The 18,834-nt window shown below is 67.5% G+C and carries 23 protein-coding genes and 1 tRNA gene; 12 read left to right on the top strand and 12 right to left on the bottom strand.

Features of this window, described 5'->3' with window-relative positions; translation table 11 throughout:
- The first annotated feature begins 14 nt into the window (after window positions 1–14).
- Window positions 15–329, top strand: coding sequence for an ANTAR domain-containing protein (locus tag AWC14_RS10415; protein ID WP_057003159.1), 315 nt, complete (start codon window positions 15–17; stop codon window positions 327–329).
- A gap of 11 nt (window positions 330–340) precedes the next feature.
- Here the strand turns inward: AWC14_RS10415 and AWC14_RS10410 are convergent, their stop codons facing one another.
- Both AWC14_RS10410 and AWC14_RS10405 read right to left on the bottom strand, forming a co-directional pair.
- On the bottom strand, window positions 341–481 hold the full coding sequence (locus tag AWC14_RS10410; protein WP_235215827.1) for a hypothetical protein: 141 nt from the start codon (window positions 479–481) through the stop codon (window positions 341–343).
- A gap of 4 nt (window positions 482–485) precedes the next feature.
- A complete protein-coding gene (locus AWC14_RS10405) occupies window positions 486–902 on the bottom strand; it encodes a MerR family transcriptional regulator (protein WP_142281661.1) in 417 nt (138 codons plus the stop codon).
- A 233-nt stretch (window positions 903–1,135) separates the two neighbouring features.
- On the opposite strand from AWC14_RS10405, the gene AWC14_RS10400 reads away from it, so the two are divergent.
- Together AWC14_RS10400 and AWC14_RS10395 are read left to right on the top strand one after the other, a co-directional pair.
- Window positions 1,136–1,558: an Hsp20/alpha crystallin family protein gene (locus tag AWC14_RS10400; RefSeq protein ID WP_045374816.1), complete on the top strand. Its 423-nt coding sequence runs from the start codon at window positions 1,136–1,138 to the stop codon at window positions 1,556–1,558.
- Between the two features lie 336 nt (window positions 1,559–1,894).
- Window positions 1,895–2,215, top strand: a complete 321-nt coding sequence (locus tag AWC14_RS10395) for a J domain-containing protein (RefSeq protein WP_045374819.1) — start codon at window positions 1,895–1,897, stop codon at window positions 2,213–2,215.
- A 5-nt stretch (window positions 2,216–2,220) separates the two neighbouring features.
- Here AWC14_RS10395 and AWC14_RS10390 read toward each other — a convergent pair whose 3' ends face one another.
- Window positions 2,221–3,693: an acetyl-coenzyme A carboxylase carboxyl transferase subunits beta/alpha gene (locus tag AWC14_RS10390; RefSeq protein ID WP_045374822.1), complete on the bottom strand. Its 1,473-nt coding sequence runs from the start codon at window positions 3,691–3,693 to the stop codon at window positions 2,221–2,223.
- A gap of 111 nt (window positions 3,694–3,804) precedes the next feature.
- On the opposite strand from AWC14_RS10390, the gene AWC14_RS10385 reads away from it, so the two are divergent.
- Genes AWC14_RS10385 through AWC14_RS10355 form a run of 7 tightly spaced genes read left to right on the top strand, consistent with a single transcriptional unit; the run spans window position 3,805 to window position 10,459 of the window.
- Window positions 3,805–4,971 (top strand): glycosyltransferase family 4 protein, encoded by a 1,167-nt coding sequence (locus tag AWC14_RS10385; protein WP_045374825.1) that lies wholly within the window; start codon window positions 3,805–3,807, stop codon window positions 4,969–4,971.
- Entirely contained in the window at window positions 4,968–7,088 is a 2,121-nt protein-coding gene (locus AWC14_RS10380; RefSeq protein WP_045374827.1) for an amylo-alpha-1,6-glucosidase, read from the top strand. The genes AWC14_RS10385 and AWC14_RS10380 overlap by 4 nt, the downstream gene beginning before the upstream one ends.
- 27 nt (window positions 7,089–7,115) lie before the next feature.
- Window positions 7,116–7,847 carry an enoyl-CoA hydratase gene (locus tag AWC14_RS10375; protein WP_045374830.1) on the top strand — a complete coding sequence of 244 codons (732 nt, stop codon included), beginning with the start codon at window positions 7,116–7,118 and terminating at the stop codon, window positions 7,845–7,847.
- Window positions 7,848–7,851: 4 nt separating this feature from the next.
- Complete coding sequence (locus tag AWC14_RS10370) at window positions 7,852–8,979, top strand: MBL fold metallo-hydrolase (RefSeq protein ID WP_193393797.1); 1,128 nt, start codon at window positions 7,852–7,854, stop codon at window positions 8,977–8,979.
- Window positions 8,980–9,005: 26 nt separating this feature from the next.
- Window positions 9,006–9,185 carry an antitoxin gene (locus AWC14_RS10365; protein WP_045374833.1) on the top strand — a complete coding sequence of 60 codons (180 nt, stop codon included), beginning with the start codon at window positions 9,006–9,008 and terminating at the stop codon, window positions 9,183–9,185.
- Window positions 9,186–9,188: 3 nt separating this feature from the next.
- On the top strand, window positions 9,189–9,629 hold the full coding sequence (locus tag AWC14_RS10360; RefSeq protein ID WP_045374835.1) for a type II toxin-antitoxin system Rv0910 family toxin: 441 nt from the start codon (window positions 9,189–9,191) through the stop codon (window positions 9,627–9,629).
- 56 nt (window positions 9,630–9,685) lie between these two features.
- Window positions 9,686–10,459, top strand: a complete 774-nt coding sequence (locus tag AWC14_RS10355) for a VOC family protein (protein WP_045374838.1) — start codon at window positions 9,686–9,688, stop codon at window positions 10,457–10,459.
- On the opposite strand, the gene AWC14_RS10350 is transcribed toward AWC14_RS10355, so the two are convergent.
- Window positions 10,456–10,899 (bottom strand): cupin domain-containing protein, encoded by a 444-nt coding sequence (locus AWC14_RS10350; RefSeq protein WP_045374841.1) that lies wholly within the window; start codon window positions 10,897–10,899, stop codon window positions 10,456–10,458. The two genes, AWC14_RS10355 and AWC14_RS10350, sit on opposite strands and share 4 nt — an antisense overlap.
- Before the next feature lie 34 nt (window positions 10,900–10,933).
- Here AWC14_RS10350 and AWC14_RS10345 point away from each other — a divergent pair, with 34 nt between their 5' ends.
- Window positions 10,934–11,350, top strand: a complete 417-nt coding sequence (locus tag AWC14_RS10345) for a hypothetical protein (protein WP_045374843.1) — start codon at window positions 10,934–10,936, stop codon at window positions 11,348–11,350.
- Here AWC14_RS10345 and AWC14_RS10340 read toward each other — a convergent pair.
- Window positions 11,336–12,865 (bottom strand): carotenoid oxygenase family protein, encoded by a 1,530-nt coding sequence (locus tag AWC14_RS10340; RefSeq protein ID WP_045374847.1) that lies wholly within the window; start codon window positions 12,863–12,865, stop codon window positions 11,336–11,338. The genes AWC14_RS10345 and AWC14_RS10340 overlap by 15 nt on opposite strands.
- 210 nt (window positions 12,866–13,075) lie before the next feature.
- On the opposite strand from AWC14_RS10340, the gene AWC14_RS10335 reads away from it, so the two are divergent.
- Complete coding sequence (locus AWC14_RS10335) at window positions 13,076–13,762, top strand: GAF and ANTAR domain-containing protein (RefSeq protein WP_045374850.1); 687 nt, start codon at window positions 13,076–13,078, stop codon at window positions 13,760–13,762.
- A gap of 11 nt (window positions 13,763–13,773) precedes the next feature.
- Here AWC14_RS10335 and AWC14_RS10330 read toward each other — a convergent pair whose 3' ends face one another.
- From AWC14_RS10330 to AWC14_RS10300, 7 genes are all read right to left on the bottom strand, one after another.
- Window positions 13,774–14,193, bottom strand: coding sequence for a type II toxin-antitoxin system VapC family toxin (locus AWC14_RS10330; RefSeq protein WP_045374853.1), 420 nt, complete (start codon window positions 14,191–14,193; stop codon window positions 13,774–13,776).
- Window positions 14,190–14,423, bottom strand: a complete 234-nt coding sequence (locus AWC14_RS10325) for a type II toxin-antitoxin system Phd/YefM family antitoxin (RefSeq protein WP_045374856.1) — start codon at window positions 14,421–14,423, stop codon at window positions 14,190–14,192. Before AWC14_RS10325 ends, AWC14_RS10330 begins: the two co-directional genes overlap by 4 nt.
- Before the next feature lie 73 nt (window positions 14,424–14,496).
- Window positions 14,497–14,569: transfer RNA gene (locus AWC14_RS10320), tRNA-Arg, on the bottom strand.
- Between the two features lie 27 nt (window positions 14,570–14,596).
- Window positions 14,597–15,409 carry an LLM class F420-dependent oxidoreductase gene (locus tag AWC14_RS10315; protein WP_045374859.1) on the bottom strand — a complete coding sequence of 271 codons (813 nt, stop codon included), beginning with the start codon at window positions 15,407–15,409 and terminating at the stop codon, window positions 14,597–14,599.
- Entirely contained in the window at window positions 15,405–16,487 is a 1,083-nt protein-coding gene (locus AWC14_RS10310) for a poly-gamma-glutamate hydrolase family protein (protein WP_081967997.1), read from the bottom strand. The genes AWC14_RS10315 and AWC14_RS10310 overlap by 5 nt, the downstream gene beginning before the upstream one ends.
- The gene (locus tag AWC14_RS10305) at window positions 16,487–17,707 is read right to left on the bottom strand and encodes an Nramp family divalent metal transporter (protein ID WP_045374862.1); all 1,221 of its coding nucleotides are present in this window, start codon (window positions 17,705–17,707) and stop codon (window positions 16,487–16,489) included. The genes AWC14_RS10310 and AWC14_RS10305 overlap by 1 nt, the downstream gene beginning before the upstream one ends.
- A gap of 50 nt (window positions 17,708–17,757) precedes the next feature.
- Window positions 17,758–18,834, bottom strand: a complete 1,077-nt coding sequence (locus AWC14_RS10300) for an NAD(P)H-dependent amine dehydrogenase family protein (RefSeq protein WP_045374865.1) — start codon at window positions 18,832–18,834, stop codon at window positions 17,758–17,760.

The raw sequence follows: 18,834 nt of genomic DNA, 5'->3' as shown, positions 1-18,834 counted from the left end.
AGGAGGTGACCTTGATGAACAACTATCGGCGACCGCGCGACACACGCCGCGCCGGTGCGCGGATTCTGGACACCGCCGAGGGAGTTCTCGTCACGTTGCGCCGCTGCCGTGTCGACCAGGCGTTCGTCGAACTCATGCAGACGGCCAAGCGCCACGGAGTCAATCCGGTCAGCTTGGCCGATGCACTAGTGGCCATCGCCGAAGCTCAGCCGGGCACGGGCCTCGACGACGCGGCCAGGGCCGTTGCCCTGAGCACGTGGGGCCACCTGTTCGGCCAGAACCGGCCGAACGCCGCGGATCTCGACGAGCTTCCGGCCGCCGACGGGTGAAGCGCCGACGCTCAGTCGTCCTCGGGCACCGGCACCACGATCGCCTGGTCGATCAGGTCGGCGGGGTTGGCGTCGCGATCGACGACATCTGCGACATACGAAGTGTCCAGACCGATTTCGTCATCGGCATCGACGACACACTGCTGGTCCATCGCATCAGCTTCGGGCGTTTCGTCGACCCGGGCGAGTCCCTCGACGTTCTTCATGATCGGAGTCCCTCCTTCCCCTTCGCGATGCGTTGCCGCCGGGCGCGGCGCGACGAGCCTTGAGTTCGGCGTTGTCGGACCGTAGTTGAGTGTTGTCGGACTCTAGCTGAGAGTTGCGCTCTTCGAGGTTGAGGATCTGCACGACGCCGGCCAGGTTGATCCCTTGGTCGACCAGTTCGCTGATTCGCTTCAGCCGCTCGAGGTCGTCGTCGCTGTAGCGTCTGGTCCCGCCGTCGGTGCGCGACGGGGTTAGCAGTCCCCAACGCTCATAGAGCCGCAAGGTTTGCGGCCCAATGCCCGACAGCTCGGATGCCACCGAGATGCCGTAGACGCCCCGCGCGGACCGCGGGGTCGCGTCGCTGGTCAACTGCGTCTCCATTCGTCGTCGAGCTTCCTGGCTGGCGCATACACAAAACTATCATAGTGGATATGACAAAGCTTTCTCAGCAAGCATAGATTTCCGGCGCGGTGAGCCGGGGTCGCCGGGCCGCTCTTTCCAGAAATCTGGTGAGTACCACTTGCATAATAGTGCCTCGAGTGCTATCACAAAGTTATGTCAGTAGACATAGGTCATTTGGCAACGACTCGGGAGGTTAAGTCATGGTGCTGATGCGTACCGATCCGTTCCGTGACCTCGACCGGTGGACCCAGCAAGTGCTCGGGACCGCAGCCCGGCCGGCGGTCATGCCGATGGACGCCTGGCGAGACGGTGACAAGTTCATCGTCGAGTTCGACCTGCCTGGCGTGAACGCCGATTCGCTCGACCTGGATGTCGAGCGCAATGTGCTCACGGTCCGCGCCGAGCGGCCTGAGCTGGATCAAAACCGCGAAATGGTTTCCGCCGAACGTCCGCGTGGCGTGTTCAGCCGGCAGCTATTCCTCGGCGAGAACCTAGACACCGACAAGATTGAGGCCAACTACCACGACGGCGTCTTGCGGCTGACCATTCCAGTGGCTGAAAAGGCCAAGCCGCGCCGCATCGAAATCAGCCACGACGGCCACCAGACCGCGATCAACGCCTGAGACGGGCGGCGGCGACCGCAGGCGCGGCGCAGCCGGGTGCAGCGGGTCGCCGCCCGACGGCGCAGGGCGCGGCCCTGCCCATGGCCCACGTGTCGGATGACGATGAGGAGGTGATGCGTCGACAGTCGAAACCGAAAGCGGTGACCCCCGTGCTGTCCACAAGGATTGCTACGCGAGAGCGGCCGACGCAGTATCGCGCACGCATCGCCACCGATAGTGGCCATTTTGGTGGACTGCACGGACCTCATCGACCTGGGGTGGGCGCGTTTGTGGCCCGATACGCGCCCACCCCGGCACACGACTGTCGGCCCGGGTGGAAAGGCTCCGGTGCCTGAGATGGATGACCCCTACTCGGTGCTCGGTGTATCGCCGACGGCGACGCAGGCCGAAATCACCCACGCATACCGGCGCCAGCTGCGTGACTATCACCCCGACAGGCGTTCCGGGGAGCCGAATTCCGGAGCCGACGAACGGCTACGCCAAATCCTGGCGGCCTATGCACTGCTACGTGATCCCAGCCGGCGCGCGGCCTATGACCGTGCGCATCCGGTTGTCCGCAGACGCACCGCCCCGACCCGGATTCCGGTGACGCGCAAACGTTCTCGCGACGACAATGAGCCTCCGCTGCGGGCCGGCCCGGTCCGCTGGCACCGCTGATTACCTCAGACCAGGCCGATCCGCCGGTGGCGTTGCAGGCGGGCAGTGACGCGCTGGCGATCGGGGACCGCTCGCAGCGTGTGTAATTCGTGGGCAATGGCTCTCGACAGCCGCTTGGCGAACACGATCGGTTCGTCGGCCGCATCCGGATGTTCGGGCACGACGACGTCGACAATGCCCGATGCACGCAGGTCTTTCGACCGGATGCCTTGGGCCGCAGCGAGTTCGGGGGCATGGTCAGTGTTGCGGAACAGGATCGCACTGGCGCCCTCCGGTGGCAGGGGTGCCAGCCAGCCATGCAGCGCCGCCAACACCCGGTCGGCGGGCAGCATCGCCAGCGCCGGCCCGCCGCTGCCCTGACCCAGCAGCACCGACACCGTCGGCGTCTCCAGTGTCACGAGTTCGGCCAAACAGCGCGCGATTTCACCGGCCAGTCCGCCTTGCTCGGCGGCTTCGGAGAGCGCCGGGCCGGCGGTATCGATGACGAGCACCAGCGGTAGCCGCAGACCGGCGGCCAGCGTCATGCCGCGCCGGGCTTCGCGCAACGCGGCCGGACCCACGATGCCGCCGAAGACACGCTGCTGACCGAGTACGACGGCGGGCTGGCCGCCGAAGCGCGCCAGCGCGAGCAGCGTGCTGCCCGCCTCACCCTGGCCGGTCCCCGACAACAGCACACGCTCGGTAGCGCCGTGGCGCAGCAACGTTCCGACGCCCGGGCGGTCCGGCCGGCGCGATGCCACCACCGAATCCCACGCCGGCACATCGGGTATCGGCTCGTGGTCGAGCGCCGGCGGCCGGCCCGCGGGCGGATCGACCAACACCTTGAGCACCCGTTCCAGCGTGCGGCGCAGCCATCGCAGCGGAATGACGCCATCGATCACGCCATGCCGTTGCAGATTCTCGGCGACCTGGATGCCCGACGGGAACGGCTCACCGTAGAGCTGCTCGTACACCCGGGGACCCAGAAAGCCGATCAGCGCACCGGGCTCGGCGATGGTGACATGACCCAGCGAGCCCCACGAAGCGAACACGCCGCCCGTGGTCGGGTGGCGCAGATACACCAAATACGGCAGACGTGCCCGCTTGTGCAGCGCGATCGCCGCGCTGATCTTGACCATCTGCACGAAAGCGACTGTGCCCTCCTGCATCCGGGTGCCGCCGGAGCTCGGCGAGGCCAGCAGCGGGAGGCGCTCGCGGGTGGCTCGCTCGATCGCGGTGGTGATCCGTTCTGCCGCCGCTACTCCGATCGAGCCGGCCAAAAAGTCGAAGTCGCAGGCGATCACGGCCACTCGCCGCCCGTGCACGCGGGCCTCGCCGGTGACCACGGACTCGCTGCGTCCGGTCGCGGCCCGGGCGGCGGCCAGCTCGGCAGCGTACGCCTCGGTGGTGGGCACCGCGAGCGGCTCGGTGTCCCAGCTGACAAACGAATCCGCGTCGAACACCGCGTCGCGCAGTTCGTCGACGCTGATCCGGCTCACCGAACGAGGGTAGCCAGGACTTGGCAGATCGGGCTCGGACCGACCATAATTAGCACTCGTCGAATCAGAGTGCTAACGCGTGTCGATGAAGTCGGAGGGAGGGAAACGTCAATGCGCGGCGCTGATTTCGTCTTCTGGTCCGATGGTCCCGATCCCAAGCGTCAGCTGCGGATCGTCTTGGTGGCACCGCCCTATTTCGACATTCCGCCGAAGGGCTACGGCGGTGTCGAGGCCGTCGTGGCCGACCTCGCCGACATGCTCGTCGCACGCGGCCACGCCGTCACGGTGATCGGCGCCGGGGAACCGGGAACCGTAGCCAAATTCGTCCCGCTGTGGGACCGGACGCTGCCGGAACGACTCGGCGAGCCCTACCCCGAGGTAATGCACGCGTTGAAGGTTCGCAGCGAGATCGCCCGGATCGCCGCGGCCGACGGTGTCGACCTCGTGCACGACCACACCTTCGCCGGCCCGTTGAACGCCCCGGCTTATCAAGCGCTGGGGTTGCCGACCGTGGTGACCGTGCACGGCCCCATCGACGACGATCTGTACCCGTACTACCGCGAGCTCGGCCGCGACGTCGGCCTGGTCGCCATCAGTGACCGGCAGCAGGAGTTGGCGCCCGACCTGAATTGGATTGGCCGCGTTCACAATGCGCTGCGGATCGGCGACTGGCCGTTTTCGGCGGACAAGGGCGACTACGGCCTGTTCCTTGGGCGGTTCGCGCCCTACAAGGGCGCGCATCTGGCCGTTCAGGCCGCCCACGAGGTGGGCATGCCGCTCGTCCTCGCCGGAAAGTGCAGCGAGCCGGCGGAAAAGGAGTACTTCGAGGACTGCGTGCGCCCGCTGCTCACCGACAGCGACCACGTGTTCGGCGAGGCGAATGCGGTCGGCAAGCGGAAACTGCTGGCGGGTGCGCGGTGTCTGCTGTTCCCGGTGCAGTGGGAGGAGCCGTTCGGGATCGTGATGATCGAAGCGATGGCGTGCGGGACGCCGGTGGTCGCGCTGCGTGGCGGCGCTGTGCCGGAGGTGGTTCTCGACGGCGTCACCGGCTTCGTCTGCGAGCGGCCCGCCGAGTTGCCCGCAGCGATCGCAAGGACGCAGGCGATCGACCCGCACGCGTGCCGCCGCCACGTCGCCGCGCACTTCGAGGTGGCGCAGCTGGGGTACGGCTATGAGCAGATCTACCGGAAGGTGTTGCGCCGGGATCGGTTTGCGGCCCCAGCGACCGTCGAACCGGCCGCGCGTATCCCTGAATTGAGCGACAAGGCGACCGCGTGACCTCGGGCTTCAACACCGGCGCCGCGGCCCGCCTCGGGTCCGGCAATGACGTGGTGACGCTGGTGGAAGGTGCGACGTTCTGCTTGTCCAACCGCTACGGCGACATGGTGGTGGGCAGGCCGCACGGGCTGTTCTTCCGCGATGCACGCGTGCTGTCCCGCTGGGAGCTGCGGGTGGATGGTCAAGTGCCCGAATCGTTGTCGGTGGAGTCGACGGAAGCGTTTGCGGCCCAGTTCATTCTGCGCCGCGCGCCGCGCTCCGGGCGCGCCGACAGCACCCTGCTGGTGGTCCGGGAACGGCTGATCGTCGACGGGCTGCGAGAGACCATCTCGCTGCACAACCTCGACAAAGAGAGCACCGTGGTGTCTTTGGAACTGCACGCCGACGCCGACTTCGCCGACCTGTTCGCGGTCAAGGAAGGCCGGGCCGCGGTCGGCGGGGCCGACATGGCGGTCACCGACGGAGAGTTGGTGCTGCGCGAGCGTGGCGAGCAGGTGCGCGGCCTGACCATCGACGCGACCGGCGATCCCATCGTGGTGCCCGGCTCGCTGAACTGGCGGGTGGTGGTGCCGCCGGGGGAGCGCTGGCAGACCGAGATCGTCTTGCAGCCGACGTGGGCGAACCAGAAGATCACCAGCCGCGTGCGTGCCGGCGCGGACGTGGAATCCAGTGCGCCGGCCCGCAAGATCGAGGCATGGCGGGACAGCGCGACCAACGTCGAAACCGACCATCCGGGGCTGGCCGCGGTGTTGCGCCAGACCGAGAGCGACCTCGGGGCACTGCTGATGCACGACGAGACCGGGCGGGGCCGGTCCTTCGTCGCAGCCGGGGCGCCGTGGTTCATGACGCTGTTCGGCCGCGACAGCTTGCTCACCGCCTGGATGGCGCTGCCGCTGGAGGTAGGGCTCTCGGTCGGCACGCTGCAGCGGCTTGCCAGTCTCCAGGGGCGGCGCATCGACCCCATCACCGAGGAGGAACCGGGCCGGATCATGCACGAAATCCGGCGCGGCCCTGCCAGCGACGACGTGCTCGGCGGCAATGTCTACTACGGATCCGTCGACGTCACACCACTTTTCGTGATGCTGCTGGCCGAGTGCTGGCGATGGGGCGCCGACGAGACCGCGATCCGCGCGCTGCTGCCCGCCGCCGACTCCGCACTGGCCTGGGCGGAGCGTTACGGCGATCGCGACGGCGACGGGTTTGTCGAATACCGGCGCGCCACCGACCGCGGGCTGATCAACCAGGGTTGGAAGGACAGCTTCGACGGCGTCAACGACGCCTCCGGTCGCCGGGCCGAACCACCGATCGCGCTGTGCGAGGTCCAGGGCTACCTGTACGCGGCGCTGCTCGCGCGCGCCGACCTCGCCGACGGGTTCGGCGACCTACCGACGGCGGCGCGGCTGCGCGAGCGCGCCGACGCACTGCGAGCCAAGTTCCTCGAGACCTTCTGGCTTGCCGAGAAAGGCTGGTATGCGGTCGCGCTGGATGGCTACAAACGCCCGGTCGACGCGCTGACCAGCAACGTGGGCCACTGCCTGTGGACCGGCATCGCCAGCGACGAACACGCCGCGCAGATCGTCGAGCGGCTGTCCGGCCACGAGATGGATTCCGGGTTCGGCCTGCGCACGCTGGCCACCACCATGGGCGCCTACAACCCGATGAGCTATCACAACGGCTCGATCTGGCCGCATGACACCGCGATCACGGTGGCCGGGTTGCTGCGCTACCGCCACATTCCCGGCGCCGTCGAGTTGGCCGAGCACCTGGCCACCGGGCTGCTCGACGCGGCCGAAGCGTTCGGTAGCCGGCTGCCCGAGTTGTTCTGCGGCTTTGCGCGCAGCCAGTTCGCGGCCCCGGTGCCCTATCCCACGTCATGCTCGCCGCAGGCCTGGTCCAGTGCGGCGCCGTTGCTGCTGCTGCGCGCGTTCATGGGACTCGACCCCGACGTGCCGCACCGCAGGCTGTCGATCGCACCGCATGTCCCGGCGGCCTGGGGGCGGGTCGCGCTGACCGATCTGCGGCTGGGCAGCCTGACCGTGCACGTGGAAGCCGAGGGTGAGCTGGCCAAGACCCACGGGCTGCCCGACGACTGGCAGCTGGTGACGCCGTCAAGTTGATGTGGTGGCTCTCGTAGAGTGGCGCACATGATTGGTGTCACCCGTGACGGAGACGTCCTGACCATCGAGATGCAGCGCGCCGAGCGCCGCAACGCGCTGAACTCCCAGCTCGTCGAGGAGCTGCGGGAGGCGGTGCAGAAGGCGGCGGCCGAGAACGTCCGCGCCATCGTGCTGACCGGCCAGGGCACGGTGTTCTGCGCCGGCGCGGATCTGTCCGGGGACGCGTTCGCCGCCGACTACCCGGACCGGCTGATCGAGCTGCACAAGGCCATGGACGCCGCGCCGATGCCGCTGATCGGGGCGATCAACGGGCCCGCGATCGGTGCCGGTTTGCAGCTGGCGATGCAATGCGACCTGCGGGTGGTGGCGCCAGAGGTGTTCTTCCAGTTCCCGACGTCGAAATACGGTCTGGCCCTTGATAACTGGAGTATCCGTCGACTGTGTTCGCTCGTCGGGCACGGCCGCGCCAGGGCCATGCTGCTCTCGGCCGAGAAGTTGACGGCCGATGTCGCGCTGCAGACCGGGATGGCCAACCGGATTGGGTCGCTGGCCGACGCGCAGGCCTGGGCCGCGGAGATCGCCGGCCTGGCGCCGCTGGCGCTAGCGCACGCAAAGCGGGTACTCAACGACGACGGCGCCATCGAGGAAGCCTGGCCGGTGCACAAGGAACTCTTCGACAAGGCCTGGGCCAGCCAGGACGTCATCGAAGCGCAGGTGGCCCGCATGCAGAAACGACCACCGAAGTTCCAGGGAGCCTGATCGGATGCTGCGCGGAGCGCTGCGACTGGCCGCCGGCACGGTCACGCTAGCCGGCGGGGGGTGGGTGCTGCGCGCGTTGCACGGTGCACCGGCGGCCCTCGGGGCGGATCCCGCCGCGATCCGTGCGGTGGCCGGCCGCTCGCCGAATTTCCGCGACGGCGTCTTTGTCAACCTGGAACGGGGCTCGATGTTCAGCATGGACCGCGAGCAGCAGCGGCTGATCCTCCGTGAGGTCATCGGCGGTCGTGCGGCGAGCCGGCCGCGTGCGGCGATCCCGCTGGCCGCCCCGCAGCCCTTGGGCAGCGCCCTAGAACTGGCGGTCTGCTGGTTGGGCCACGCGACGGCGCTGGTGGAGATCGACGGCTATCGGGTGCTCACCGACCCGGTGTGGAGCGACCGCTGCTCGCCGTCGGATGTCATTGGCCCGCAGCGGATGCATCCGCCGCCGATCGACCTGGAGGGGCTGCCGGCGCTCGACGCGATCGTCATCAGCCACGACCACTACGACCACCTCGACATCGACACCGTCCTGGCACTGGCCCGCACGCAGTGGGCGCCGTTCGTCGTCCCGCTCGGGGTGGGCGCGCACCTGCGGTCGTGGGGCATTCCCGACGAGCGCATCGTCGAACTCGACTGGAACGAGCGCGCCAACGTCGACGCGCTCACCCTGATCTGCACACCCGCGCGGCATTTCTCCGGCCGCTTCTTGAACCGCAACACCACGCTGTGGGCGTCGTGGGCACTGATGGGGCCGAGGCATCGCGCGTACTTCGGCGGCGACACCGGCTACACCAAGAGCTTCGCGCAGATCGGCGCCGAGCACGGGCCGTTCGACCTCACGCTGCTGCCAGTCGGCGCCTACAACAAGGCGTGGCCGGACATCCACATGAATCCCGAGGAGGCGGTCCGCGCACACCTGGACCTCGGCGGCCGGACGTTGGTGCCTATCCACTGGTGCACCTTCCGATTGGCGCCGCATCCCTGGGCCGAGCCGGTCGAAAGGCTGCTGAGGGCCGCAGAGGCATCCGATGTCCGGGTGGCGGTCCCCAAACCCGGACAACGCGTAGATCCCACCGAACCGGCGGAATTCGAACCATGGTGGCGACTCCAGGACGACAAGGCCCGACGGTAGGGTCGGCAAACGGAAAGGATGAACTGATGGGATTTCTGGACAAGGCCAAAAGCCTGCTCTCGCAGAACGCCGACAAGGTTGAGCAGGCGATCGACAAGGCGGGCGACATCATCGACGACAAGACCGGCGGCAAGTACAAGGACGCTGTCGACAAGGTGCAGGACGCAGCCAAAAAGGCTGTGGACAAAGGCAACCCAGAGAACTAACCCATGGCGAAAGTCTCCGGATCCATCGACGTACCCCTGCCGCCCGAGCAGGCCTGGGAGCACGCCGCCGACCTATCCCGCTACAAGGAGTGGCTGACCATCCACCGGGTATGGCGCAGCTCGCTGCCCGAGAAGTTGGAGAAGGGCACCGTCGTCGAGTCGATCGTCGAAGTCAAGGGCATGCCGAACCGGATCAAGTGGACGATCGTGCATTACAAGCCGCCGGAAGCCATGACACTCAACGGAATTGGGGTCGGCGGCGTCAAGGTCAAGCTGCTCGCCAAGATCAAGCCCAAGGGCGACGGCTGCGAGGTCAACTTCGACGTGCACCTGGGCGGTCCGGCGCTGTTCGGCCCGATCGGCATGATCGTCGCGGGGGCGCTGCGGGGTGACATCCGCGAATCGCTGGACAATTTCGTCAAGGTGTTCGCGCCGGTGCGATGACTTTCGGAGCCGGCGGCGGTCGGTATGGGTGAACCCCGACACCGAAAGGAGCCACCATGCCCGTCCGTCATGGCGCCCCGCTGGGCGCTCCCTGCTGGATCGACCTGGCCTCATCCGACCTCGACCGTGCCCTCGACTTTTACGGCACTGTCTTCGGCTGGACCTTCGAATCCGCCGGACCCGAATACGGCGGATACGTCAACGCCGCCAAGAACGGCCAACCGGTCGCCGGCCTGATGGCCAACAACCCGCAGTGGCAAGCGCCGGACGGCTGGACCACCTACTTTCACACCGCCGACATCAACGCCACGGTGTCGGCGCTGACCGCGGCGGGTGGCTCGTCCTGCATCGAGCCGATGGAGATACCGGCCAAGGGATTCATGAGCATGGCCACTGACCCGACCGGCGCGCCGTTCGCCCTGTGGCAGCCCTTGGAGCACCCCGGCTTCGAGGTGATCGGCGAGGCCGGCGCACCGGTCTGGCACCAGTTGACCACCCGCGACCACCGCGCCGCGGTCGACTTCTATCGCGAGGTCTTCGGGTGGCGCACCGAGCAAGTCTCCGACACCGACGAATTCCGGTACACCACTGCGTGGTTCGGTGATCAGCAACTGCTCGGCGTGATGGACGGCGTGGGCTGTCTGCCGGCCGGCGTCGGATCGAACTGGGCCATCTTCTTCGGCGCCGAAGACGTCGACAAGACGCTGCAGGTGATCGTCGACAACGGCGGCGCGGTGCTGCGCGGCGCGGAAGACACTCCCTACGGGCGGCTGGCGGCGGCCGCCGACCCGACGGGCGCGGTGTTCAACCTGTCGTCGCTGCAGGCCTAATCGGCTGGACCGAGGCCGAAGTCGGCGTAGTCGAAGCCGGGTACTACCACGCAGCTGACCAGGCTGGGCTCGTCGTCGCGGGGCCGGGCCCGCTGCCAGTATCGGGGCGGCACCAGCACCTGGGGTTGTTCACCGGCGAGGATGTCGCTTCCGAGCACATGCGTTGTGGCGCTGTGTCGTTCGCTTCCGATGTCGAGCAGTAGCGGGCTGCCGCGATGATGCAGCCACAGCTCGGCGCTGCGCACGGTGTGCCAGGCTGACTGCTGACCGGGCATCAGCAGCAGCAGGATTGCCGTTCCGGCGCTGCGCGGCCCGGTGTAATCCGGTGGCAGCGCCGATTGGCCCACTGTCACATCGCTGCGCCAGGTCTGCCGAAACCAGCCGCCTTCAGGGTTGGGGGCCAGATCCAGCTCGCGGGCCCAGTCCGGTAGCTCGGTCATCGCTCCACACTAAAGTGCGCGCTAGTCTCGCACTATGACCCGTCTGCATCCTGGTTGGCTGGTCGCGCTATTCGCCGCGATACTGTCGGTCAGCACCTGGCTGCCGTGGCTGACCACAACCGTCAACGGGGGCGGCTGGGCCAGTGCCGTCGGGGGCAGCATGGGCAGCCTTCATCTTCCGCGCGGCTTCGGGACGGGTCAGCTGATCGTGTTGCTGTCGTCGACGCTGCTGGTAGCCGGGGCGGTGGTCGGGCGTGGATTGTCAGCCAGGCTGGCATCGGTTGCCGCGCTTGCCCTTTCACTGCTCATCGGTGCGCTGACGTGGTGGTACTACAGCGTCAACGTCAACCCGCCGGTCGCGGCCGGCTACGGCTTCTACGTCGGCGCGGTGGGCGCGGCCGGCGCGGTGATCTGTTCCGGGTGGGCGCTGGCGTCGTCACTGCGCCGGTGACAGCCCGATTGCGCCGGCCGCCGACTCCGCGGTATGCCAGCGCCGCAACTGCGCGCCCGGCGCCCACGTCGCATGGGTGCCGCTGGAAATACGTTCCGGCAGTTCGAGTTTGCACAACGGTCCGTCGCTCACTCGAGCGGCGTCGAAGATCAGGCAGTAGGAGGCGTCGGCGTTCATGTCGGTGGTCAGCGTGACCAGGTAGCCGTCGTCTTCGCCGCCGCCGGTTGCGCGCGGCGCCATCGCGGTCTCACTGCCGTAGACCCCGTCGCCGAACGAATAGCGCTGTTCGCTGCCCGTGAGAACGTCGTGCCGGACAAGCCCGTCGAACAGAAACCAGCCGGGCTTTCCGGTGGCCGCATAGCTGTAACGGTATGCGGTGGCCGCGTAGTCGGCGTTGATCACTCCGAATTCGGTGATGGCCTCCGAGAGCTGCTCCTCGGCCACCGCGCCGGTCACCAGGTTCAGCCGCCACCGGTGCAGCCGGGCCTGCATGCGGTCGAGGGCCAAAAAGCGAAACGCCCGTTGCCATTTGCTGCCGGTGCCGGTGTCGGCGGGCTCGGGGTCGGCCTGGAAGAAGCCGTCGAGCACGATCTCGTCGCCGTCCTCGTAGGCGTTGACGAAGTGCAGCACGAACGTCGGCTCGGCTTCGAACCAGCGGATGTCGGAGGTCTGGCCCCGCCGCGGCAGCACTGCGAAACGCGACGGCATGTCCGGATGGAACCGCGCCACGTGCAGGTCACGAGCCAACAGCTCGGGCTCCCAGAACAGCGGGAAATCATTGAGCACGACGTAGTTTTCGGTGAACGCCATGTCGTGCGGAAGCCGCGGCCCGGGCAGCGGAACGTCGACGTAGTGCACCAGGTCGTTGTTTGCGTCGACGACGCCGAAGTGCATGTACGGCGGCTGCTTGCTGTAGTTGAAGAACAGCAATTCGCCGGTCCTGGCGTCGACCTTGGGATGCGCCGACACGCCCCAGTCGAACGGGAAGCGGCCGTTCCATTGTTCTTTGCCAAGGGTTTTGGCGGTGTACGGGTCGAGCCGATACAGGTCACCGCACTGATAGAAACTGGTCAGCGCGGTACCGCGGTGCACGACGACGTCGGTGCTCGACGCGTCCTTCAGCAGGCCCCGAACGCCCCAGCCGTCCGTCCGCTTGGCCAGCGACACGGGCTCGGCCAGCCCCGGCCACAACGGCCCGCCCGCCTCGTTCTCGGCAAGAAAGCCGTCGGTGCGGATGAAGCGGTTGCGGTAGAAGGCCTTGCCATCGCGGAACCCGACCACGTGCAGCATGCCGTCGCCGTCGAACGGGTGATAGCTCTTCAACGGCGGATGCAACGGGTTCTCGGTGTTGCGCAGATAGATGCCGTCCAAGTCGGGCGGTATCTCACCGTCGACCGCCGGCAGGTCGTCGGCGTCCCATTCGGTGGTTTGCGGCCGCCATGGCCCGGTCCGGTAGGGGTGGTCGTCATCCTCGGGCAGGGTGGACAAGAACTTGGCGACGATCTCGACGTTCACCGAGTGAAGCCCTCGCGCATAGCGGCACGGTAGTACAACCGAGGGCGGCCCCGTCGGCTCTCGGCTGAACCGACGAGACCTGAGCGAGCGCGCAGGTCGACCAACGCGTCCGCCTTCAAGGGCACATTGCCGTTGGCCTCCATTGACAAACATTGTCGGTCTGCTCGCCCGGAATTGTGTAGTTGTGCGCTGCCGAGGGAATTCTCATATATGCCAGACGTATCGGGTCACGAGGTAGCGCAGCGGATGGCGGAGCTGGCTCGCTCCGTCGCGGCGCCCGCCAAGGTGGAAGACGTGCTGGCGACCGTGACCGGTGCGGCGGTCGAATTGCTGCCCGGCGCCGACACCGCCGGCGTGTTGCTGGTCTCCAAGGGCGGCAAGTTCGAGTCGTTGTTCGGCACCTCCGAAATGGTCTACAAGTTGGACCAGCTCCAGGCGAAGTACAACGAGGGCCCGTGCCTGGATGCGGCGCACGATGACTTGATGCTGCGCGCTGATGATTTCGCGATCGAGACCCGGTGGCCGAATTTCTCGCGCGCGCTTGCCGAAATCGGCGTGTACAGCTGTCTGTCCTTCAAGCTCTATGCCGGTGACCGCACCGCGGGCGCGTTGAATGTGTTCGGGCTGAAGGCCCACGCGTTCACCGCGGAGTCGGAAGCCCTCGGCTCGGTGCTGGCTGCGCATGCTGCGGCGGCGATCCTGGCCAGCCGGCACAGCGAGCAGCTTCGGTCCGCGATCAACAGCCGAGACGTCATCGGGCAGGCCAAGGGCATCATCATGGAGCGCTACAAAGTCGATGCCCTGCGTGCGTTCGAGATGCTGCGGAAGCTGTCGCAGGACACCAACGTCAAACTGGCCGAACTCGCGCAGCGGGTCGTCGACACCCGCGGAACCTGACCGCGCCAGCCTTAGGCTCTCAGGGTTGGAGTCAGCGCGGCGCTCACGATGCGGCTGTCACTCGTCGCGATGGTGAGATTTCGGCGGGCTGCCTGCGCCACGATCACCCGGTCGAATGGGTCTTTGTGGTCCCACGGCAATCGGCCGGCCAGGATGGCGTCGCTCGCATCGATCGGCAGATCGGTCGCGGTCATGTCGGCAACAATCTCGGACCACGCTGACAGCAGTGCCTCGCCGTCGAGGCGTCCCAGCCGGGTCTTGATCGCGATCTCCCAGGCCGACGCCGCCGATACGACGACGTCAGTGCCGGGGTCTGAGAGGATTTCGCGGACTGGGTCGGAGATCTTTTCGGGGACGGTTACCAGCCACAGCAGAACACTCGTGTCCAGCAGGACACCGGGTGGTGTCGCTGCGCGCTGCTCCGGCGTCACGAATTGCCTTCCCAGGCAGCGATTTCGGCATCGGGAAGCGGATCGTCAAAGCCTTCCGGCACGGCAAGCGTTGGCAATTGACCGAACTTGCGTCGACGTGGGTGTGCCGGGGCGAGGACGGCGACCGGCCGGCCATGGTTGGTGATCGTGACCGACACGCCGGTCCGCTCGACCTCGGCCAGGATCGCGTTCAGTTTCGCCTTGGCTTCCGTACTGGTGATGGTCTTCACCCAGGCAAGCTTAGACTTATCGGACTAGTCACACTAGTCAGGGCATGGAAATAGCGCTGAACTGCAGGAATTGTGCCCCCGGCAGGATTCGAACCTGCGACACCCGCTTTAGGAGAGCGGTGCTCTATCCCCTGAGCTACGAGGGCGGACCGGCTGGCAGCTTACGCTGAATCTCACCGCAACTCAGCGATCACCTTCGCAAAGCCTTCGGCGTGGTTTTCCTGCACGGTGAACGACGTCAGCCCGTAGGTGTCGCGGTATCCGCGCAGTCTATCGGCCATCGCGCGGGGGGATCCGCTCAACACCGCGGGCAACTCCAGCAGCTCCGCATCGGACAGCGTCGGCGCATACCTACGGGTTAGCGACAGGTCGGGTATCCCGGAGTTATCGGTCGGCACCGCGGTGATCGCGAGGTTCAATTCGAGATCCCGGTCACCGGCAGCGGTCCGGACGAAGTCGATCCGCTCGGAAAGCGGATCGCCGACCGCCTTCGGGTTCGCACCTGTCAGGCCGATGATGTGGGCGTGCCGGGCGGCCACCGTCAGCAGCCGGTCGCCGTTGCCGGCGATCAGGATCGGGATGCTGGGCAGGTGTTCCTTGAGGTAGGTCGTGACGTGCTCGAGGTAGTCGACGCGACGCCCGGCGCTCGGGTAGGGCAGCTCGGCCGCCTCGAATTCTTCGCGCACGTAGCCGGCACCGAGTCCCACTTCCAGGCGCCCGTCGCTGAGCAGATCGACCTCGGCGGCGTCGCGCGCCAACAGCGCGGGCTTGTAGAAGCACGCATTGAGGACATAGGTGCCCAGCCGGACCGTCGTGGTGGCTTGCGCGATCGCAGCCAGCACCGGAAACGGCGCCGGCGCACCGAGGTGGTCGGGCAGATGCAGGACGTCGAACCCGTAATCCTCCAGCCGCCGCGCCTTGTCGAGCAGCGCGGCCCGGGACTTGACCGCATGGATGCCGATCGAAAAGCGAAAACCCTTGCTAATCAGTCACTCCGATCTGCTCCCAGGACGACCGGGCCGCCGCGGCCAATCCTTGCACCAGAGCGGAGGTTACCGGTGAGAGTCCGTCGTCGCCGGGCAGGGGGCTGCGCGGGCTGATCCCGCGGACCCGCGGCGGCAACTCCAACTGAGTACCGCCGTCGCGTGTGCGGTTGACCGGGTTGCGCGGGTGCAGCCCACGCAGTTCGAGGGGGATCTTGTCGAGGTCGGTAACCACCTGGTAGCCCGGCAGGTCGACGTGCTTGGCGACGTGGGCGGCCAGCGCGCGGTTGCGGCCGCCGGCCAACAGCTGCGTCCCGCGTCCGACCCGCCCGTAGCCGTGCAGCGAGATTGCGACGTCGACGTGGTCGAGGAACTCCGCGAGCGGGGCCGATTCGGCGGGGGCGAAACGGGCCGACGACAGGTGGTGCGCATACCGGTCGGGATGGCGCACCACATACACCGACGCGTCGGCGGCGTCGGCGGCACGTTCGGCGATCACGTCGGTCATCTGTTCCAGGCCGCCGCCGTGAATGGCCAGAAACCCGAACCGCGACCGCAGCCGGCTGACTTCGCTCACACCGCCGCCGGACAGCAGCTCTGAAAGCGATTGCGGCGCAGGCGATGTGGGTGTGGACGCGGGCCGAGACCAATGGGCCGGGTCCCATCGGCGCAGAAAGTCGATCCAGCGGCGCGGCAGCCGGTGATGGATTGCGCCGTCGATGATGCGCTCGAGGTAGCCCGGGCGGGGCACACCGGGATCGACTCGGTGGTCGATGTACACCCAGGCGTGCGACGGCCCGTCGTCGGTATGGATCGTCAGCCGGTCGCGTCGGTAGCGGTGCGGCACACCCTCCGCGCTGTCCAGCGCAGCCAGGTCGTGGTCGGAGAGCCGCCAGACGACCCCGTGTACGCGGGTGCCTGCAAACGGCTCGACGGTGGCGACGCCGCGCTGGTTGATCAGCCAGTCATGGTTACCCAGCACGGCCGGACACGGATCTACGGCGTCGGGACAGCGCCGCGCCATCTGCTGCACGCACAGGTTGGACCCGTACGCGAAGTAGCTATGACGACGGGCCGGCACTAGCCCTTGAGGGTGAGGTAGATCAGCACCACGTTGAGCAGACTAATCAAAACCCCGACCAGCCAGCCAATAGCCGTGGTGAGGCGGTGGTTGACGTCGTCGCCCATCAGCGCGCGGTCGCTGGTCAACGCAACCAGCGGCAGCACCGCGAGCGGGATCCCGAACGACAGCACCACCTGCGACAACACCAGCGTGCGGGTCGGGTCCAGGCCGACGGCCAGAATCAGCAGGGCGGGGGCCAGCGTGACCAGCCGGCGCACCACCATCGGCACCGACCGGTACAGCAAACCCTGCATGATCATCGCGCCGGCGTATGCGCCTACCGAGGACGAGGCCAGCCCGGACGCCAGCAGCCCGATCGCGAACAACACCGCGATGGTCGGGTTGACGGTGTCGCGCACCGCCGCGTAGGCGCCGTCGATGGTTCCGGTTCCGCCGCGGCCCTGCATGTTGAGCGCTGCAACCAGCAGCATCGCCCCGTTGACCGCTCCCGCGACGACCATCGCCAGCCCGACATCGAGGCGGGTGATCCGCAACAGCCGGCGCCGCCACGGCCCGGGCGCCGGATGCCCGTGTCGGTCGCGGGCCAGGCCGGAGTGCAGATACACCGCGTGCGGCATGACCGTCGCGCCCAGCATCGCCGCGGCCAGCAGCACGCTTTCGGTGCCGCGGAACCGGGGCAGCAGACCGCCGAGCACTTCGTCGGGCGGCGGGGTGGCCACGAAGAAGCTGGCCGTGAACCCGATCGCGATGACCAGCAGCAAGCCGGTGATGACACGCTCGAACAACTGCTGACCGCGCCGGTCCTGGATGCCCAGCAACAGCAGCGACACCACGCCGGTGATCACTCCGCCCAGCAGCAGCGGCAGATGGAACAGAATGCGCAGCGCGACGGCTCCGCCGATCACTTCGGCGACATCGGTCGCCATCGCGACGATCTCGGCTTGGACCCAGTAGGCCAGCCGGGCCGCACGCGTCATCCGGACCCCGACGGCCTCGGGCAGCGTGCGCCCGGTCACCAGCCCGAGCTTGGCCGACAGGTATTGCACCAGCCCGGCCATCACGTTGGCGGCGACGATCACCCACAGCAGCAGGAACCCGAACTGCGCGCCGGCGCTGACGTTGGCCGCGACATTGCCGGGATCGACGTAGGCGATCGCTGCGACGAACGCTGGCCCGAGCAGATACCAGCCCGTCCTGACCTGGGTGCTCTGCGCCACCTAACTCACTTTCGCTGCCCGAAATTAGAAAGTTAGGGTAGCCGAAACATTCAGCTCGCGGTGTAGAGCCCCCGCCCAGTCACCAGCGGCAGATCCAGTGTGGTGCGGATGCCGGGCGGCGCGGCGACGACGGCGGGTATCGCGTTGACGACGCGCATCGCGGTGGCGACCAGCCCGGCGTGGTTGTGGTCGCCGTTGGGGCTACTCACGCAGACATCGACGGCATACGAGGGTTCGCCGGTGATCTCGATGCGGTAGGAGCCGCCGGGCTGCGTCGGTTGCGGCCAATCCGGCCGCAGGTCCTCGCGCAACCGGGTGACGTGTTCGAGGACCACCGCGGGTTGGCTGTCGACCATCCCGAGCACCTCGAACCGCAGCGCGGCCGCACTGCCCTGCGGGATGTGTCCGGAGGCGATGTCAAAATCTGCCGGGGCCGGCTCGCGTTCGTAGCGCTCGGTGACCTCGTCGAGCTCGATGCCCAGGCCCGCGGCGAGCTGGCGCACCACCGAGCCCCAGGCCAGGCTCAGCACGCCGGGTTGCAGCAGCATCGGGATCTCGTCGATCGGCTTGCCGAACCCCATCACGTCGAACATGACGGTCGCGCTGTCGTAGGTGGCGTAGTCGACGATCTCCATGCAGCGGATCTGCTGGACGTTCTGGCAGGTGCCCGCCAACGCCAGCGGCAGCAGGTCGTTGGCGAACCCCGGGTCGATGCCGTTGACGAACAGACTCGAATTGCCTTCCCGCGCCGCGTCTTCCAGCGGGGTGAGCATCTCCGGTGGGATCACCTGCCACGGGTACTGCAGGAATACGGCGCTGCTGCCGACGACGTTGATCCCGGCGGCCAGGATGCGCCGGTAGTCGTCGAGCGCCTCGGGCAGCCGGTTGTCGGCCATCGCGGTGTAGACCGCGCATTGCGGCCGGGTCGCCAGCACCGCGTCCAGATCGGTAGTGGCGGCGATGCCGGTCGAAACGTCAAGTCCGGCAAGCTCTCCCGCGTCTTTGCCGGCTTTGGCATCCGATGAGACCCATACGCCGGTGAGCTCGAATTCGGGATTGGTGACGAGTGCGCGGAGCGCGTGGACACCGACGTTGCCGGTGCCGATCTGGGCGACGCGAATGGGCAT

The sequence above is a fragment of the Mycobacterium kyorinense genome (assembly GCF_002101735.1).
Taxonomy (GTDB): Bacteria; Actinomycetota; Actinomycetes; order Mycobacteriales; family Mycobacteriaceae; genus Mycobacterium; species Mycobacterium kyorinense.
The sequence above is the reverse complement of the archived record's forward strand: the minus strand, read 5'-3'. Positions and strand labels throughout refer to the sequence as shown.

Coding starts and splice junctions, on each gene's coding strand:
- AWC14_RS10415 (WP_057003159.1), top strand. CDS start 15: ATGAACAACTATCGGCGACCGCGCGACACACGCCGCGCCGGTGCGCGG.
- AWC14_RS10410 (WP_235215827.1), bottom strand. CDS start 481: ATGGACCAGCAGTGTGTCGTCGATGCCGATGACGAAATCGGTCTGGAC.
- AWC14_RS10400 (WP_045374816.1), top strand. CDS start 1,136: ATGGTGCTGATGCGTACCGATCCGTTCCGTGACCTCGACCGGTGGACC.
- AWC14_RS10395 (WP_045374819.1), top strand. CDS start 1,895: ATGGATGACCCCTACTCGGTGCTCGGTGTATCGCCGACGGCGACGCAG.
- AWC14_RS10385 (WP_045374825.1), top strand. CDS start 3,805: ATGCGCGGCGCTGATTTCGTCTTCTGGTCCGATGGTCCCGATCCCAAG.
- AWC14_RS10375 (WP_045374830.1), top strand. CDS start 7,116: ATGATTGGTGTCACCCGTGACGGAGACGTCCTGACCATCGAGATGCAG.
- AWC14_RS10370 (WP_193393797.1), top strand. CDS start 7,852: ATGCTGCGCGGAGCGCTGCGACTGGCCGCCGGCACGGTCACGCTAGCC.
- AWC14_RS10365 (WP_045374833.1), top strand. CDS start 9,006: ATGGGATTTCTGGACAAGGCCAAAAGCCTGCTCTCGCAGAACGCCGAC.
- AWC14_RS10360 (WP_045374835.1), top strand. CDS start 9,189: ATGGCGAAAGTCTCCGGATCCATCGACGTACCCCTGCCGCCCGAGCAG.
- AWC14_RS10355 (WP_045374838.1), top strand. CDS start 9,686: ATGCCCGTCCGTCATGGCGCCCCGCTGGGCGCTCCCTGCTGGATCGAC.
- AWC14_RS10350 (WP_045374841.1), bottom strand. CDS start 10,899: ATGACCGAGCTACCGGACTGGGCCCGCGAGCTGGATCTGGCCCCCAAC.
- AWC14_RS10345 (WP_045374843.1), top strand. CDS start 10,934: ATGACCCGTCTGCATCCTGGTTGGCTGGTCGCGCTATTCGCCGCGATA.
- AWC14_RS10335 (WP_045374850.1), top strand. CDS start 13,076: ATGCCAGACGTATCGGGTCACGAGGTAGCGCAGCGGATGGCGGAGCTG.
- AWC14_RS10300 (WP_045374865.1), bottom strand. CDS start 18,834: ATGCCCATTCGCGTCGCCCAGATCGGCACCGGCAACGTCGGTGTCCAC.